14 protein-coding genes are annotated in these 15,485 nt (G+C 38.8%); 10 read left to right on the forward strand and 4 right to left on the reverse strand.

The genetic code is table 11. The annotated features are described in order from the left end of the window. Nucleotides 1-87: 87 nt before the first annotated feature. The 4 genes from B4237_RS04425 to B4237_RS04440 all read left to right on the forward strand — a co-directional run bounded on the left by B4237_RS04425 (nucleotide 88) and on the right by B4237_RS04440 (nucleotide 1,692). Nucleotides 88-426, forward strand: coding sequence for a DUF2004 domain-containing protein (locus B4237_RS04425; RefSeq protein ID WP_004877177.1), 339 nt, complete (start codon nucleotides 88-90; stop codon nucleotides 424-426). Between the two features lie 23 nt (nucleotides 427-449). After that, nucleotides 450-806 (forward strand): DUF488 domain-containing protein, encoded by a 357-nt coding sequence (locus B4237_RS04430; protein WP_278595416.1) that lies wholly within the window; start codon nucleotides 450-452, stop codon nucleotides 804-806. 51 nt (nucleotides 807-857) lie between these two features. Further along, nucleotides 858-1,202, forward strand: coding sequence for a zinc ribbon domain-containing protein YjdM (locus B4237_RS04435; protein ID WP_007482458.1), 345 nt, complete (start codon nucleotides 858-860; stop codon nucleotides 1,200-1,202). Nucleotides 1,203-1,356: 154 nt separating this feature from the next. Further along, the gene (locus B4237_RS04440) at nucleotides 1,357-1,692 is read left to right on the forward strand and encodes a YegP family protein (RefSeq protein ID WP_004877172.1); all 336 of its coding nucleotides are present in this window, start codon (nucleotides 1,357-1,359) and stop codon (nucleotides 1,690-1,692) included. A 56-nt stretch (nucleotides 1,693-1,748) separates the two neighbouring features. On the opposite strand, the gene B4237_RS04445 is transcribed toward B4237_RS04440, so the two are convergent. Next, entirely contained in the window at nucleotides 1,749-3,464 is a 1,716-nt protein-coding gene (locus B4237_RS04445) for a proline--tRNA ligase (protein WP_278595415.1), read from the reverse strand. Between the two features lie 178 nt (nucleotides 3,465-3,642). Beyond that, a complete protein-coding gene (locus B4237_RS04450; protein ID WP_004877168.1) occupies nucleotides 3,643-4,311 on the reverse strand; it encodes a hypothetical protein in 669 nt (222 codons plus the stop codon). A gap of 280 nt (nucleotides 4,312-4,591) precedes the next feature. On the opposite strand from B4237_RS04450, the gene pilG reads away from it, so the two are divergent. From pilG to B4237_RS04480, 6 genes are all read left to right on the forward strand, one after another. Beyond that, on the forward strand, nucleotides 4,592-4,975 hold the full coding sequence (pilG, locus tag B4237_RS04455) for a twitching motility response regulator PilG (RefSeq protein ID WP_004877165.1): 384 nt from the start codon (nucleotides 4,592-4,594) through the stop codon (nucleotides 4,973-4,975). A gap of 19 nt (nucleotides 4,976-4,994) precedes the next feature. Beyond that, nucleotides 4,995-5,357, forward strand: coding sequence for a response regulator (locus B4237_RS04460; RefSeq protein WP_004877164.1), 363 nt, complete (start codon nucleotides 4,995-4,997; stop codon nucleotides 5,355-5,357). A gap of 39 nt (nucleotides 5,358-5,396) precedes the next feature. After that, on the forward strand, nucleotides 5,397-5,933 hold the full coding sequence (locus B4237_RS04465; RefSeq protein ID WP_007482460.1) for a chemotaxis protein CheW: 537 nt from the start codon (nucleotides 5,397-5,399) through the stop codon (nucleotides 5,931-5,933). 47 nt (nucleotides 5,934-5,980) lie between these two features. Further along, entirely contained in the window at nucleotides 5,981-8,068 is a 2,088-nt protein-coding gene (locus B4237_RS04470) for a methyl-accepting chemotaxis protein (RefSeq protein ID WP_278595414.1), read from the forward strand. A 152-nt stretch (nucleotides 8,069-8,220) separates the two neighbouring features. Then, nucleotides 8,221-13,305 carry an Hpt domain-containing protein gene (locus B4237_RS04475; protein WP_278595413.1) on the forward strand — a complete coding sequence of 1,695 codons (5,085 nt, stop codon included), beginning with the start codon at nucleotides 8,221-8,223 and terminating at the stop codon, nucleotides 13,303-13,305. Between the two features lie 13 nt (nucleotides 13,306-13,318). Then, complete coding sequence (locus B4237_RS04480) at nucleotides 13,319-13,774, forward strand: hypothetical protein (RefSeq protein ID WP_004877156.1); 456 nt, start codon at nucleotides 13,319-13,321, stop codon at nucleotides 13,772-13,774. Nucleotides 13,775-13,819: 45 nt separating this feature from the next. On the opposite strand, the gene dapE is transcribed toward B4237_RS04480, so the two are convergent. Further along, nucleotides 13,820-14,953 carry a succinyl-diaminopimelate desuccinylase gene (dapE, locus tag B4237_RS04485; RefSeq protein WP_061516938.1) on the reverse strand — a complete coding sequence of 378 codons (1,134 nt, stop codon included), beginning with the start codon at nucleotides 14,951-14,953 and terminating at the stop codon, nucleotides 13,820-13,822. 124 nt (nucleotides 14,954-15,077) lie between these two features. Beyond that, entirely contained in the window at nucleotides 15,078-15,221 is a 144-nt protein-coding gene (locus B4237_RS04490; RefSeq protein ID WP_017196706.1) for an entericidin A/B family lipoprotein, read from the reverse strand. Nucleotides 15,222-15,485 lie beyond the last annotated feature (264 nt).

Raw genomic sequence — 15,485 nt, forward strand, 5'->3', positions numbered from 1 at the left:
CTCCGACAAACCCGGTACGGTTCAATAATTGAAGTGTTGAAATATAAATAAAAACTAATAATAAATTTGATATTTTGAGGTGGGGAAATGAAAGAGTTATCCATTTTACAGCAACGTGAAAAACTAGCACGAGCTGCCATGCAATTGGCCTTAGAAGATCAACAAGCTGAAGATAGCGTTGATTTATATATACAACATCATTTGGAAGAAATTGAACCTGAATATTGGGTTAAACATTTTGGGACATCCTCACCGACACCCTTACAGGTTTTAGATGCTTTGGTCCTCCAGCATGAAGGGGATGATGAGGAAATAGAAGCCTATGAAATGCTCGATTTTAGCTTGCCTGACCAAGTGACTAATTATGTGATTTGCGTTAGTTTTGATTCACATGGACAAGTCATTGATATCTCAATGGAGAGTTAGTTTTAAACAATCTGGAGGAAGTGATGCAAATTGAAATTAAGCGTATTTATGATTCAGTTGATGAGTCAGATGGCATACGTGTGCTTGTAGATCGTTTATGGCCAAGAGGTATTTCAAAAGAACGGGCACATTTGGATTTGTGGTTAAAGGAAATTGCACCTTCCAATGCATTACGGAAACAGTTTTGTCATCAGGCTGAACATTGGCAAAGTTTTCAAAAAGGCTATTACCAAGAATTAGGGGAGAATCCTTATATCGACGAACTAAAACAAATTGCAATGAAACAACCATTAACATTAATTTATGCAGCAAAAGGCCCTGAGTTAAATCATGCGTTGGTACTAAAAAATTATTTGTATGGAAAAGAGATTCAGTCCTGAAATTTTGAAAAATGGTCTCTATCTATCATAATAGGATTTTTGAGATTTTTTATGTCTTTGCCAAATTGCCCAAAATGCCAATCAGAATATACATACCAAGATGGCGACCTTCTTATTTGTCCAGAGTGTTCACATGAGTGGAAGGACGGAGAAACTCAAGCTTCTGAAGCAGAAGAAATAATTAAAGATGCAAATGGTAATGTTCTAGCTGATGGCGATAGCGTTACTGTGGTTAAAGATCTTAAGATTAAAGGTTCATCTTCCGTTGTTAAAGTGGGTACGAAAGTAAAAAGTATTCGTTTAGTGCCAGATGCAAGTGATGGGCACAATATCGATTGCAAGATTGATGGTGTCGGTGCTATGAAACTAAAATCAGAATTTGTTAAAAAAGTTTAATTTGATTTGTGGTGAGAGGGGGCGCATGCTCCCTTTTTATTTTATAAGTGAAGTAAATTACTAAAAGTGAACAAAATACGATCTTTTTAATTGCGGTTGGCTGATCTATATTGGATGAATAACAAATAATCAATTTGAATAAATAGAGGTCTTTATGGCTGGATGGTTCGAGGTAACTCAAGCGAGTGATGGGCAATATCGTTTTGTATTAAAAGCGGGTAATGCTGAAACTATTTTAAATAGCGAATTATATAAGACTAAAGCTGCCGCATTGAATGGAATTGCATCAGTGCAAAAAAATAGTCCCGATGATGTTCGATATGAGCGACTAACTTCTAAGAATGAGAAGCCTTATTTCAATTTAAAAGCTGCAAATCATCAAGTAATTGGTACAAGTCAACTTTACGCCAGTGAACAGTCTCGTGAGAAAGGGATTGAGTCGGTCAAAAAGAATGGACCTTCAGAAACGATTAAAGATTTAACTGTATAACTGAGCAATAAAAAAAGCCGTTCTAAAACGGCTTTTTTTATACGCGAAATTTTTAATTAACGAGTGAGTTGAGCCATAAGCTCATCTTTGCTTAAGTTACTCGCTTCCGCATCTCGGCGACCTTTGTATTCAAAAGTACCAGCATCTAAACCTTTTTCACCGATTACGATACGATGTGGAATTCCCATCAACTCGAGATCAGAGAATTTAACACCTGGACGCTCGTTACGATCATCAAGTAATACATCGTAACCTTGCGCTTGTAATTCAGCGTATAGAGTTTCAGCAGCTTCAAGTGTGCGAGGTGATTTATGTGCATTCATTGGAACAATTGCGACTTCAAAAGGTGCAATCGCTTTTGGCCAAATAATACCTTTAGCATCAAAGTTTTGTTCAATTGCAGCAGCAACTACGCGTGTTACGCCTATGCCATAACACCCCATAGTCACTGTAAATGGTTTACCATCTTCACCGAGAACCTTACAACCCAATGCTTCAGAGTACTTTGTACCAAGCTGGAAGATGTGGCCAACTTCAATACCACGTTTAATTTGAATCGTGCCTTTGCCATCAGGAGATGGATCACCTTCAACAACATTACGAAGATCAAATACTTCTGTGAATTTTGCGTCACGATCCCAGTTTACGCCAGTTGCATGTTTATCAACTTCATTTGCACCAGCTACAAAGTCAGATAGAACAGACGCAGCGCGATCAATGATAACCGTTAAACCTTTTTCAACGAGACCTTGCGGGCCACAGAAACCTGCAGTTAATCCATGTTGTTGTAATTGTTCTTCAGTTGCAAAAGTTAAAGGCGCAGCGATTAAGGGATGCTTTTCAGCTTTAATATCATTCAGTTCGTGATCGCCACGTAAGAACAGGGCAACCACTGGTGTATGACCTTTCTCATCGCTTGGACCTTGTACTAAAAGTGCTTTAACGGATTGTTTAGCATCGCTGTTTAAGAACTGGCATACATCGGCAATGGTTTTTTGATTCGGCGTATCAACAAGCGTATAAGCTTGAGTTGCAGCGACGCGTTCACCAACTAAAACAGCTTCAGCCATTTCAACATTAGCAGCAAAGTCTGACTCAGTTGAGAATGCGATATCATCTTCACCACTTGCAGCAAGTACGTGGAATTCATGAGAAGCTGAACCACCAATTGAACCTGTATCTGCTTGAACTGGACGGAAGTCTAAGCCAAGACGTGTAAAGATACGACTATAAGTGTCATACATTACGTCGTAAGTTTCTTGGAGAGAAGCTTGGTCAGCATGAAATGAATAGGCATCTTTCATGATAAATTCACGAGAGCGCATCACACCAAAACGTGGGCGAATTTCATCACGAAATTTAGTTTGAATTTGATAAAAATTCAAAGGTAACTGTTTATAACTTTTTAGTTCGTTACGTGCTAAATCTGTGATCACTTCTTCATGTGTTGGACCAAGCACAAATGGATTATCGTGGCGATCTTTAAAGCGCAACAATTCTGGACCATATTGTTCATAACGGCCAGACTCTTCCCAAAGCGCAGCGGGTTGGGTAACTGGCATGAATACTTCTAAAGCACCAGAACGATTCATTTCTTCGCGAACAATCGCATCAACTTTCTTTAAAACACGCGTTCCCATGGGCAACCAAGAGTATAAACCAGAAGCTAATTTACGAATCATCCCCGCACGTAACATGAGCTGGTGTGAAATGACTTCAGCATCATTTGGGGTTTCTCTTAACGTTGCAAATAAAAAGCGGCTTGCGCGCATGGAAACTATCCTAAAGTTAAGTGTTATTTAAAGAAGATAACAAAAATGATAGATAAACAGATCAATTTTGAAGAGTAGGCATTATGCCATGAAATCATTGATTTCGGAAAAACTAAACAGTGGCATTTCTTCCAAGTGATGCGAGTGTGTAGAGATTATGATTTAAGCAATGGTTAAGCTAGCGCGTTCGATTCGCATCATTTTGCTCTAATATACGTAAGCGATTGATAATATCTTCATAGTCAGATTCGGTTTTATGATAAGCATTACGTAAACTTTCAACTGTTCTTTTGACATTATCAATGTTTCTGTTGTTGTTTTCTAAATTGTTTTTGAGTTGTGTTGGGATTGCCTGTCCTTTGCGATGATATTCCATTTCTTGGCGCTTAAATGCAATTTTATCTTGCTGTAATTGTTGAAGCTGATCTTGTTGATAATTTAATTGCTTCTTCAATGTTGCTAAAATTTGGTCTCGTTTTGAGGCAGCAATTTTTGTATTGCCATAGGCGCGTTTAAGTCGTAAATCTTGCTCTCTTTGCCTAGCGATAGACTCTCTACGTGCAGATTGTTGAATATCTTGGGCGGCATTATAAGGACGATTTTTTTTGATCACTTGCATATTGCGATCAAGTGCTTCATAGCCATAACGAATATGTTCGGGGCTCACTGATGTGCTTACATTTGCCACACCATTTTTATCATAATAACGATACCAAACTGCTTTAGGTTGCTCGATTGCTGCAAAGCTAGAAGAGCAAAAAACGCATAAAAAAACAGCGCAAATGTAATTACGAGCAATCGTTGTAAAGTCGCTAATACGGAAACCGAACTTTAACGAACCAGTCATTACATTCCCCGATAAAAGTTAATTAAATCACTTATTTTTAAATAATAATCAGTTGTATATTAGTAGCTATTTATACAATTAAAAATACTTAGTATGCAAAAAAAATAGTTATTTGATGAAAAGTGTGACCTAATTATTATTGTTGTGGGAAACTGATATGTTGGTTCAAAAAACTTCATTGATAATGCAAGTAGAGATATGTTAAAAATATCAACTAATCTGTATAAAACAAATTAAACCAACCATAATTTGTATTGAGTGAATGGGGCAGGACAATTAAATGGAAGATAAATTTCAAAATTTAAAGGTAATGGTGATTGACGATTCAAAAACAATTCGACGTACGGCTGAAACTTTACTCCAGCGAGAAGGTTGTGAAGTTGTGACAGCGGTTGATGGTTTTGAAGCCTTATCGAAAATTGCCGAAGCAAATCCTGATATCGTTTTTGTTGATATTATGATGCCGCGCTTAGACGGCTATCAGACCTGTGCCCTAATCAAGAATTCATTAAACTATCAAAATATTCCAGTGATTATGTTGTCAAGCAAAGACGGTTTGTTTGACCAAGCAAAAGGGCGCGTTGTGGGGTCTGATGAATATTTAACAAAGCCATTCAGTAAAGATGAGCTGTTAAATGCGATTCGTAACCATGTTAGCGCATAAAATTTAAATTGAGGAAAAAATGGCTCGTATACTTATAGTAGATGATTCTCCTACTGAAACTTTTCGTTTTAGAGAAATTTTAACAAAACACGGTTATGAAGTAATTGAAGCAACCAACGGTGCTGATGGCGTAACAATGGCACAAGCTGAGTTACCTGATTTAGTTCTTATGGATGTGGTGATGCCAGGGATGAATGGCTTCCAAGCGACTCGTCAAATTAGTAAAGGCAAAGATACACAACACATTCCTGTCGTGATTGTAAGTACCAAAGATCAGGCGACAGATCGTGTATGGGGTAAGCGTCAAGGGGCATGTGATTATCTGACCAAGCCAATTGATGAGCAACAGCTTATTGATGTAATTAAACAATTATTAAGTTAATTCATACGAGCCTTTTCATTACTCAATACGGGATAGGTTATGGCAGCAAATGGATTTATCGAATTGCTTCGCTTATCCAAGCGAGGCAATAAACAATATGCTTCAACTCAAAATGAAGTCAGCCGATGGTCTGGTATCGCATTTGAGATGTTAGGGCAATATTTTGTTGCACCATTGGGGGAAATTTCTGAGGTGATTTATCCACCGAAATATACCCCAGTTCCAAATACTCAGGCATGGGTACGTGGTTTGGCAAATATTCGAGGACGATTGCTTTCTGTTTCTGATTTAACACATTTTATTTCAGGACAACGCAGCCAATTTTCTCCGACACAAAAAGTAATATGTATAAGTCATCAAGATCAGTATGTTGGCTTGGTTGTTGACCAAGTTTTGGGGATTCAGCACTTTAATAAAAAGAGTTTCTTTTCTCAAAGTGCTGAGTTAGACGATAAGTTGCAAGACTATTGTCAGGGGTATTTCCATCAACATAATCAACAATGGCATGTATTTTTACTGAGTCGGTTATTGAAAAATCCTCAATACATGAATGCATCAATAAAATTTATAAACTAATTTAATGCGCTACGGAAGATAAACGCGTATTCAGGGGAGAAGCTGATATGGGCTTTAAACTTAAAAAGAAAAATGCTAGCGGTAGCGATAGTGCTGGCTCAAAAAGTGGTGGTGCGTTTCTAGAAAAGATCCGTACGCAACTCGATCAGTTTTCTCGAATCTTCGGTGAAACTGAAAAATCAAAGCCTATTCTTTATCGTGCGTTAATTGCTTTGGCTCTAGCAGTTATTCTCTTGATTTATCTTTTCGTTAGTGTGCCTCGTTCGAATCAGTTGACTCGTAGCTTGGGTGAGTTGCGTTTATTATCGCAAATGATTTCTCGTCAAGCGACTGAAGCAACTGCATCTGGTACACCAGAAGCAATGAAAAGCTTAGTTGAATCTCAACAGCGATTTGTAACGAACCTTGAAACCGTTGAAAGTGTTTACGGTACAGGTTCAGAAGAGTACAAAAAAGTAGATACGCTTTGGGGTGCGGTTGCTAAAAATATTGAGTTAATTACATCGCAACAAAAAGTTATTAATCAATTATACGATACCAATATTTCGATCAGTGAAACCATTCCTGAGATTCAGGCAGAGTATAACTTGATGGTCGATCAAATGGTTCGTGAGAACATGCCAAGTAGTCAGGTAATCATCACCAAGAACCAAGTGTTTATTGCGGAACGTATTTTGCGTTCTATTAACTCGGTACTGGTTGGTACAGATAACTCTAGTGTATCTGCAAATGACTTCGGCGCAGATATTGATACCTTTGGTGTTTACTTAAATGCTCAATTGAATGGTAGTGCTGAGCTAGGCGTAGAACGTATTACATCACCTGATCTACGCGAGTCTGTTGATAGTATTAAGTCTGACTATGATGCAGTTTTGAAATCAGCAGCTGAAACAGTTTTAAAGAACGCCAATCAAATCGTTCGTGTACGTCAGGCTTCGTCTGAAATTTTCTCACAATCAGATAATTTACTTGGTGCTTTAAATACCTTATCTGATAAAGCTGAAGGTGGTTGGGCTAATGTTATCGCAGGTATCGTATTAATTGGAGCTTTAGGATTACTAGTTTTCTCAGCATTACAGTTACTTGCATTGCGTAGTAATACGGATAAAGAGCGTGTTACACGCTTACAAGATGAGTATGACCGTAACCAGAATGCGATTTTACGTTTACTCGATGAAATTGCCGATCTTGCAGATGGTGACTTACGTTCATATGCAACAGTATCTGAAGACTTTACAGGGGCAATTGCTGACTCGATTAACTTTGCGATTGATCAATTACGTGATCTTGTATCTCGTATTACGGACACTTCGCAAGAGGTTGCTCGATATACACAAGATACGCAGAACATTACCAATCAGTTAGCAGAGGCATCTGAGCATCAGGCGCAAGAAATTGCAGGTGCATCAGCGGCGATGAACGAAATGGCATTGTCTATTGACCAAGTATCTGCAAATGCTTCTGAATCAGCAGATGTAGCACAACGTTCGGTACAAATTGCATCGAATGGTGCGCAAGTTGTAAACCGTTCGATCGAAGGTATGGATCATATTCGTGAACAGATTCAAGAAACATCAAAACGTATTAAGCGTTTGGGTGAATCTTCACAAGAGATTGGTAACATCGTCTCTCTGATTAACGATATTGCCGACCAGACAAACATCTTGGCATTAAACGCTGCTATTCAGGCATCTATGGCAGGTGAAGCTGGTCGTGGTTTCGCCGTTGTAGCGGATGAGGTACAGCGTCTTGCAGAACGGTCTGCATCAGCGACGAAGCAGATTGAGAGTCTGGTAAAAACGATTCAAACAGATACTAACGAAGCCGTTATTTCCATGGAACAAACGACTTCAGAAGTTGTTCGTGGTGCGAACTTAGCAAAAGATGCGGGTATTGCACTAGACGAAATTCAAACGGTATCGGGCGATTTGGCGAAGTTAATTGCAAGCATTTCTGATGCTGCAAAACTTCAGTCTGCATCAGCAGGTCATATTGCTACAACGATGAATGTCGTACAGGAAATTACATCTCAAACTACGACTGCAACTTTTGATACAGCTCGCTCAGTTTCTGAATTGGCAAATATGGCTGAATCATTACGTGAATCGGTAACAGACTTTAAGTTACCTGAATAAGTCAAGAAAGGAGGGTAGATGGGGTATCTGCCTTCCTTTTGTAGAGATCTAGACTATCTCGGCAAGATGAGGATTCGACGGAAAGACATCTTGTGCGTTAGATAAACGTATTTTTTAGCCACAACTCGTGGATAAAAACGAAAGAAGCCGCTATGAAAGAAATATTAAAAACGTTAGTTGAAACGATGACGCTTCCTGAAGATAGTTATCTTGAACAAGACTCAGAAATTCTCGAAATTTTTATCGAAGAGTTAGAAGAGATTTTTGTTGAGTTAGAACCTTTATTGGCTCAATGGATCGAGCAGCCGAATCAGCAAGATGTGTTGACAGATATTCGTCGTCATTTCCACACACTAAAAGGCTCTGGTCGCATGGTGGGTGCGAAGTCTTCTGGTGAATTGGCTTGGACGGTTGAGGATACTCTCAACAGAGTACTTGCTGGCACACTTCCGTTAAACAGTGAAATTCAGCAATATGTCCAAGCCATTTTCAATGTTTATCATTTTAAACTTTTCCAAGATTTTAAATCGGTTCAAAAGCATCAAATTAATCTAAAGCCATTGGTTCTTTTAGGACAACAATTACAACAACAGCATAGCCCTGAACCAGCGCTAGCTGAATTATTACAATTAGCAAATACACTGAATAGTGAAACAGTCACAACAAGCTTAGAAGAAGTTACTACTGAAGAAATTGCTGCAGAAGTTGAGTTCACAGAGGCTGCCGACTTTATTGGCGAAGATCAGATGGATGATGTTCTCATTAAAGAAACTCTCGCGATTTTCTTGGAGGAAGCAGAGGATCATTTAGCTACAATTGATCAGTTCTTGTTAAATGAGCGTCCAACCAACGACAACTATAATACTTTGATTCGTGCGTTACATACATTGCGTGGTAGTTCAGCTATGGCGCATGTGGATCAAGTATTTGAAGCAAGTTCCAAAGTAGAAAACTTATTTAAAACTTTGTTGCAAGATGAACTGGATTCTAGTTCTGACGAAACAGCGCTTCTTACAAATTATGCTCAGTTTGTTCGTGACTATTTACATACCTTGAAGCAAGAAGATGTCCAAGAGCAGCTTGATCAAATTTATAATACTTTTAATGCTGCATGGGATAGTTACGACTTCCAATTGGAAGAAAAACTTGGAGATGCTGTTCGTCCGCAGGGACTTGTCTCTCAGTTATTAGAATTGAATATCAATGATTTATTAGATGTTGAGTTTGATTTTGAAAAACGTGCTCGTAATGAATTTCCTCAATACATTCAGTCTTTAAGTCAGCAAACAGAGCTTTTGCTACAGCATACCCATCATCATGCGACGATTGGGATGTATCAATACACGAGTTTAATGCGATCAAGCTATCAAGATTTATTGTTCAAGCCAAACTTGTTGAATCTTGATTATGCATTTGATTTATATCATCAAGTACATCAATACTTTATTCAGTTGTTTGATACGCTAGCCGCTGGTCAACGTGTCACTTTAACTAAAGCTCATGAACTTTTATTGAATGAATTAAGTTCATTTACCCAGCAAAATGTTGAAACCTTAGAAGCTGAAAAAATTACAGAACCATTGCATCTAGCTGAGAGTGCGGATGTAGTTGAGGAAGCTGTTTCTCAAAATGTGAATACAGTTGAATCAAACGATATCTCTGCCCAATTAAGACTAGATAAACAGTTACTTGATTCTGCTGAATCTAACAAAGATTTTGATCCTGACTTATTAGATATTTTTCTTGAAGAAGCCGATGAATTGTTGTCTGGTATTGATGATGATTTGAATAGTTGGACAGCCGATCATCAAAATCTTAATGCACTTAAGAATTTGATGCGTTATTTGCACACCTTAAAAGGTGGTTCAAATATGATTCAGGCACGTCACATCGGTTTAATCGCGCATGAGTTAGAGACCATTTATGAGAAGTTAATCAATCAACAAATACAAGCTTCTCCTGATTTAATTCGTGTGATTCGTGCAGTACAAGATGATATTGCTGATCGGATTCAAACCATACGAGATCAAAAAGTTGATTATCCATCAACACATATTCTGACTGTCTTAACAGGTTTAGGTAAATCTACAGGCGTTGCTTCGGAAACTCCTGTTGATGTACAAACTACTTCTGAAGCATTCGTTGAAGAAGAAACAGCTATTGATGAACTCAGTATTGGAAACGAGCTAGAATTTACTGCTTCTAATCTGAATACTACGGTGGGTGATGAGCTGCCGACTTTAGATTTATCATTATCCCAAACTGCTGCTTTTGATACAGCAGATCAAGCATCTCAATTGGCTTTAGATAAGCAATTGTTAAATTCAAGCGAATCTAATCGTGAGTTTGATCCTGATTTACTGGATATTTTCCTTGATGAAGCAGATGAATTATTGGTTGGTATTGATTCAGACCTCAATTTATGGACCGCGAATTATCAAAATACGGATGCATTAAAGAATTTGATGCGTTATTTGCATACCTTAAAGGGTGGTGCAAATATGATTCAGGCACGTCATATCGGCTTAATCGCGCATGAGCTTGAAACGATTTATGAAAAGTTGATTAATCAACAGTTGCAGCCTTCACCGCAGTTAATTGGTTTAATTCGTTTAGTTCAGGATGATATTGCTGATCGTATTCAAATCATTCGAGACCAGCAGGTTGACTATCCATCAACACATGTCTTGCAATTGATTCAACAACCGAGCGGATCTGTTACTCATACTGATGCTTTAGAACATCAGGCTGAAGAAATTGAACTCGTTGAATCACAAGCGGAGATCATTGAGCCGCCATCAGAGCAAACTACGTTTGAAGTCGTAGAACCAATCGAACAGCCTGAAATAGAAGAAAGTTCTATATCGGTACATACGACTCAAGAAACGGAATCTCTACATGCTGATGATGAAGTTCGCTCTCTAGTTGAAGAGACTTTCTTAGAAGAAGCTGCTGAGCTACTTGAACAAGCTCAGAGCTTATTAAAACAATGGTTTGATCAACGTAGTAATCGTAGTTTGTTATTACAACTTCAGCGTAATGCCCACAGTTTAAAAGGTGGCGCACGAATGGCTGAGTTGGATGCAATTGCGATCATTGCATATCATTTAGAAAATGCATTCGAGCAGTTTGGTGTGCACCATTTCAATTCGAATGTTTACGATAATTTATTAAACACAGCCTTTGCTTGGTTAAGCGATGCAATCTTTAAACGCCAATATGCAAACTTTGATGGATTAAAACAAAGTTTGGAGAAGATGGAGTTTGTGGATGTTTCTGCTCAATTACCGCAAAAACTATCAGCCAAAGATATCTTTACGCCTGAATATACTATGGAGTTTGTTCAGGGAGATGGCACAGAGCCACCTTCAATGTTGGGTGAGTGGGAAAGCTCTGAGCGGGTTGAGCAAAACAATGAGATGATTCGTGTTTCAGCTGATGTCATTGAGAAGATGATTGACTTATCAGGTGAGAATGCAATCAACCGTTCACGTATCGAAATGGACTTAGGTCAGCTGGGCGGTACGTTAACGGAAATGGAGCTTGCGATTAAACGTTTGGCTGATCAGTTACGTCGTATGGAAGGCGAATTGGAAAGTCAGATTATTGCACGCCATGGTGGTGAAAACTCGCGCTATGAAGACTTTGACCCATTAGAAATGGATCAATATTCTTCTTTAAATCAGTTGTCGAAATCGTTAGCTGAATCAGCATCGGATTTGGTTGACTTTAAAACAACCTTATCTGAAAAGATTCGTGATACCGAAGGTCTGTTATTACAACAGTCGCGTATTCAGGCTGAAATTCAAGAAAGTCTGATGCGTACTCGCTTGGTTCCATTCTCTAGATTGTTACCTCGTTTACAGCGTATCGTGCGCCAAACTGCATCAACGTTGAATCGACCAACGGACTTAATTGTTAATAATACTGAAGGCGAGTTGGATCGTAGTATTCTTGAAAAATTGGTTGCACCATTCGAACACATGCTGCGTAATGCGATTGACCATGGTATTGAAGATCATGAACATCGTTTGAAAGCCAATAAGCCAGAAACGGGTAGTATTGTTTTAAATATTGGTCGTCAAGGTACTGATGTTGTTGTGACATTCAGTGATGATGGTAAAGGGATTGATGTTAGTCGAATCAAGCAGAAAGCAATTCAAACTGGTCTGATGACCAAAGATCAAAAGCTTGATCAAGAAGAAATTCTACAATTTATTTTCCATCCGGGCTTTAGTACCGCGGCTCAAGTCACCCAAATTTCAGGGCGTGGTGTAGGTCTTGATGTGGTTCAAAGTGATATTAAGGCGCTTGGTGGTCACGTCAGTGTTGACTCTAAATTAGGTAAAGGCACAACATTTACTATTCGAGTTCCAACTACGGTAGCGGTAAGTGATGCCTTGATGGTAAAAGCTGGCGATCAACAATTTGCATTCCCATTGGCGCAAATTGACCGTATTGTCCGTATTTCACCTGCTGCACTAGAGCAATACTTTGAGAGTAAAGAAGACTATTTCAAAATCGATCAGGAAAATTACCGTTTACGTTACTTGTCTGAATTCGTTGCGGGACAGCCAATTCCTCGTTTGAGTGGTATCGTGCATTCATTGCCAGTTCTGTTAGTTAAAGGTGCTCAAGGGCAAACGACCGCGCTGTTGGTTGATCAATTAATTGGTTCACGTGGACAAATTGTAGTGAAACCAATCGGCCAACAATTCTCAAGCATTGGCGTAATTGCAGGTGCAACGATTCTTGGTGATGGTCAAGTTTGTTTGATCTTGGATGGTCAAAATATTGCACGTCAAGCGCAGTCGACCCATCGTAGCAAACAAGCTGATGAGACTTATACTAAACATCGTTATGATGAGCGTCGCTTGATTATGATCGTCGATGACTCAGTAACGGTGCGTAAAGTTACATCTCGCTTGTTGGAACGACAAGGTTATGATGTGGTTACTGCTAAAGATGGTGTGGATGCGATGGAGCAACTTGAAACCATTAAACCAGATTTGATGTTGCTTGATATTGAAATGCCAAGAATGGATGGTTTCGAGGTAACAAACCTTGTTCGACATCATGAATTACATCGAGACTTGCCAATTATCATGATTACCTCACGTACAGGTGAGAAACATCGTGAGCGAGCGTTGTCATTAGGTGTAAGTCAGTACATGGGTAAACCATTCCAAGAAGAAGCTCTCTTGGAAAATATTGAAAGTTTACTGGCAGTGCGCTAAGAGGTGAATAATAATGGCTAAAAAGAGCGCTAACTCTACATTAGGTCAAATTGACCAGCAAGAGTTACAGCATTTAATTACAGTTTCTACTGGATTTATTGATGCTTATATTATTGAGTGTCATCAAAATGTGCCAATGTTACTGCCACAGAATATTGTTTTGTCCGCAATGGATACTCAAACCGATGCGGACTATATCGAGTGGCATGATTTAAAGCTTCCTGTTTTTTCTGTGAATGATCCGAGTGAGCAGCAAGGGGTTGCATTAGTTATTGAGGGTGATGACGTTTCAGAACGCTTTGCTTTAGTTTGTAATGAAATGCCTGAATCGATTCGATTGCGTATTTCTGAGATTGTAGATGAAGAGCGGGATATTGCTGATCAGAATGTCTTTAAATATGTGAAAATGGGGGATAAACAGTTTTATGTCCCAGATTTGCAAAACATACAAAAAAAGCTTGGTTTATAGTAAAAAAGGAACTCATTTGAGTTCCTTTTTTACTTAATTTTATTTTTATGCGAGCAATTCAATAAGGATTTGTTCGTAGATTTCAGCTAACGGATCTAGATCGTCTACATTCACATGTTCATTAATTTGGTGAATTGTTGCGTTTAAAACGCCTAACTCTAGCACTTGAGCACCTGTTGGCGCGATAAAGCGACCATCTGAAGTACCGCCACTGGTTGAGAGTTCTGCATCAACATTAACGACATTTTTGATTGCCGTGGTTGCGGCATTTACAAGTTCACCAACTGGGGTTAGGAATGGTAATCCTGACAAAGTCCAGTTGATGTCATAAGTTAGATTGTATTTGTCGAGTATTGCTAAAACGCGTTGTTTTAATTCATCTGCGGTGACTTCTGTTGAGTAACGGAAGTTGAATGTCACTTTAAGTGTACCTGGAACAACATTTGTTGCACCTGTTCCGGCTTGGATATTTGAAATTTGGAATGATGTTGCAGGGAAATATTCATTTCCATGATCCCATATAGTTTCACATAAATCATTGATTGCTTTAGATGCTAGATGGATTGGGTTTTGCGCAAGGTGCGGATAAGCAACGTGCCCTTGTTTGCCATGTACCGTGAGTACTGCATTGAGTGAACCACGACGACCATTCTTAATAATGTCACCAAGTGTATTGGTACTAGATGGCTCGCCAACTAAACACCACGTCATTTTCTCATTACGCGCTTCTAAAGTTTCTACAACTTTAACCGTACCATTGATTGATGGGCCTTCTTCATCAGAAGTAATTAGGAAAGCAATAGAACCTTTGTGATCTGGATGTTTAGCAACAAAACGTTCGGATGCTACAACCATTGCGGCTAATGCTGTTTTCATATCTGCTGAACCGCGACCATATAACTTACCATCACGGATGCTTGGTAAAAAAGGATCTGAATTCCAAGCATCTAAGTGACCAGTCGGGACAACATCCGTGTGACCAGCAAAGCAAAACACTGGGTGTTCAGTTCCACGACGCGCCCATAAGTTATCAACGTCATCAAAGCGCATATTTTCGATTTTAAAACCAACCTTTTCTAAACGCTCAGCCATGATTTTTTGGCAATCATGATCGACTGGAGTGACAGAGGGTTGACGAAGGAGTTGTAGGCTAAGTTCTAAAGTATCGGAATGGTTCATGCGAGATGTGGCTAAATCTGGTGAAATCTGAACCGATATAATAGGGGAATATCACTGAGAAAGGTATGTCAAATTAAACCTTATCTATGTCTAGATAAGGTTTTGTGGAGGTTGTTCTAAAAAATTACATTTTATCCTGAGTTTTTTCAGCAGTTTGAGTAACTTTATCACCTGCTTTAGACACATCCTGCCCAAAACCCTTAAAGGTATTACAACCAGTCAATACAAAAGCGGTCATGATCGAAGCAACTAAGATTTTTTTCATCATCTTCTCCGTTTAAATGTAATTATGATGTTCTTAGAGACTAAAAAAAGTACTAGAAAATGAACATGATGGTTTATTGGTAGATGTGTTATGAATTGTTACTTCACAAACAAATCTTCATTTAAGCTGAGTTTAATGACGTAAGTCTTGAGGTTCGAAACATATAATATTGAGGCTTATTCATAGGGGCGTAGTACAGACCATCAGTCCACCATTTTGCCGATTCAGAACTCAAGTTTTGATTTGGACATAACCATTCAGGGCGTT

The sequence above is a fragment of the Acinetobacter sp. UBA6526 genome (assembly GCF_002434875.1).
In the GTDB taxonomy this organism is placed as follows: Bacteria; Pseudomonadota; Gammaproteobacteria; order Pseudomonadales; family Moraxellaceae; genus Acinetobacter; species Acinetobacter venetianus.

Excerpts from the sequence above, each read along its gene's own strand:
- B4237_RS04470 (WP_278595414.1), top strand. The coding sequence starts at position 5,981 with ATGGGCTTTAAACTTAAAAAGAAAAATGCTAGCGGTAGCGATAGTGCT.
- B4237_RS04475 (WP_278595413.1), top strand. The coding sequence starts at position 8,221 with ATGAAAGAAATATTAAAAACGTTAGTTGAAACGATGACGCTTCCTGAA.
- B4237_RS04435 (WP_007482458.1), top strand. The coding sequence starts at position 858 with ATGTCTTTGCCAAATTGCCCAAAATGCCAATCAGAATATACATACCAA.
- B4237_RS04465 (WP_007482460.1), top strand. The coding sequence starts at position 5,397 with ATGGCAGCAAATGGATTTATCGAATTGCTTCGCTTATCCAAGCGAGGC.
- B4237_RS04445 (WP_278595415.1), bottom strand. The coding sequence starts at position 3,464 with ATGCGCGCAAGCCGCTTTTTATTTGCAACGTTAAGAGAAACCCCAAAT.
- B4237_RS04460 (WP_004877164.1), top strand. The coding sequence starts at position 4,995 with ATGGCTCGTATACTTATAGTAGATGATTCTCCTACTGAAACTTTTCGT.
- B4237_RS04430 (WP_278595416.1), top strand. The coding sequence starts at position 450 with ATGCAAATTGAAATTAAGCGTATTTATGATTCAGTTGATGAGTCAGAT.
- B4237_RS04480 (WP_004877156.1), top strand. The coding sequence starts at position 13,319 with ATGGCTAAAAAGAGCGCTAACTCTACATTAGGTCAAATTGACCAGCAA.
- B4237_RS04450 (WP_004877168.1), bottom strand. The coding sequence starts at position 4,311 with ATGACTGGTTCGTTAAAGTTCGGTTTCCGTATTAGCGACTTTACAACG.
- B4237_RS04490 (WP_017196706.1), bottom strand. The coding sequence starts at position 15,221 with ATGATGAAAAAAATCTTAGTTGCTTCGATCATGACCGCTTTTGTATTG.
- dapE (WP_061516938.1), bottom strand. The coding sequence starts at position 14,953 with ATGAACCATTCCGATACTTTAGAACTTAGCCTACAACTCCTTCGTCAA.
- B4237_RS04425 (WP_004877177.1), top strand. The coding sequence starts at position 88 with ATGAAAGAGTTATCCATTTTACAGCAACGTGAAAAACTAGCACGAGCT.
- pilG (WP_004877165.1), top strand. The coding sequence starts at position 4,592 with ATGGAAGATAAATTTCAAAATTTAAAGGTAATGGTGATTGACGATTCA.
- B4237_RS04440 (WP_004877172.1), top strand. The coding sequence starts at position 1,357 with ATGGCTGGATGGTTCGAGGTAACTCAAGCGAGTGATGGGCAATATCGT.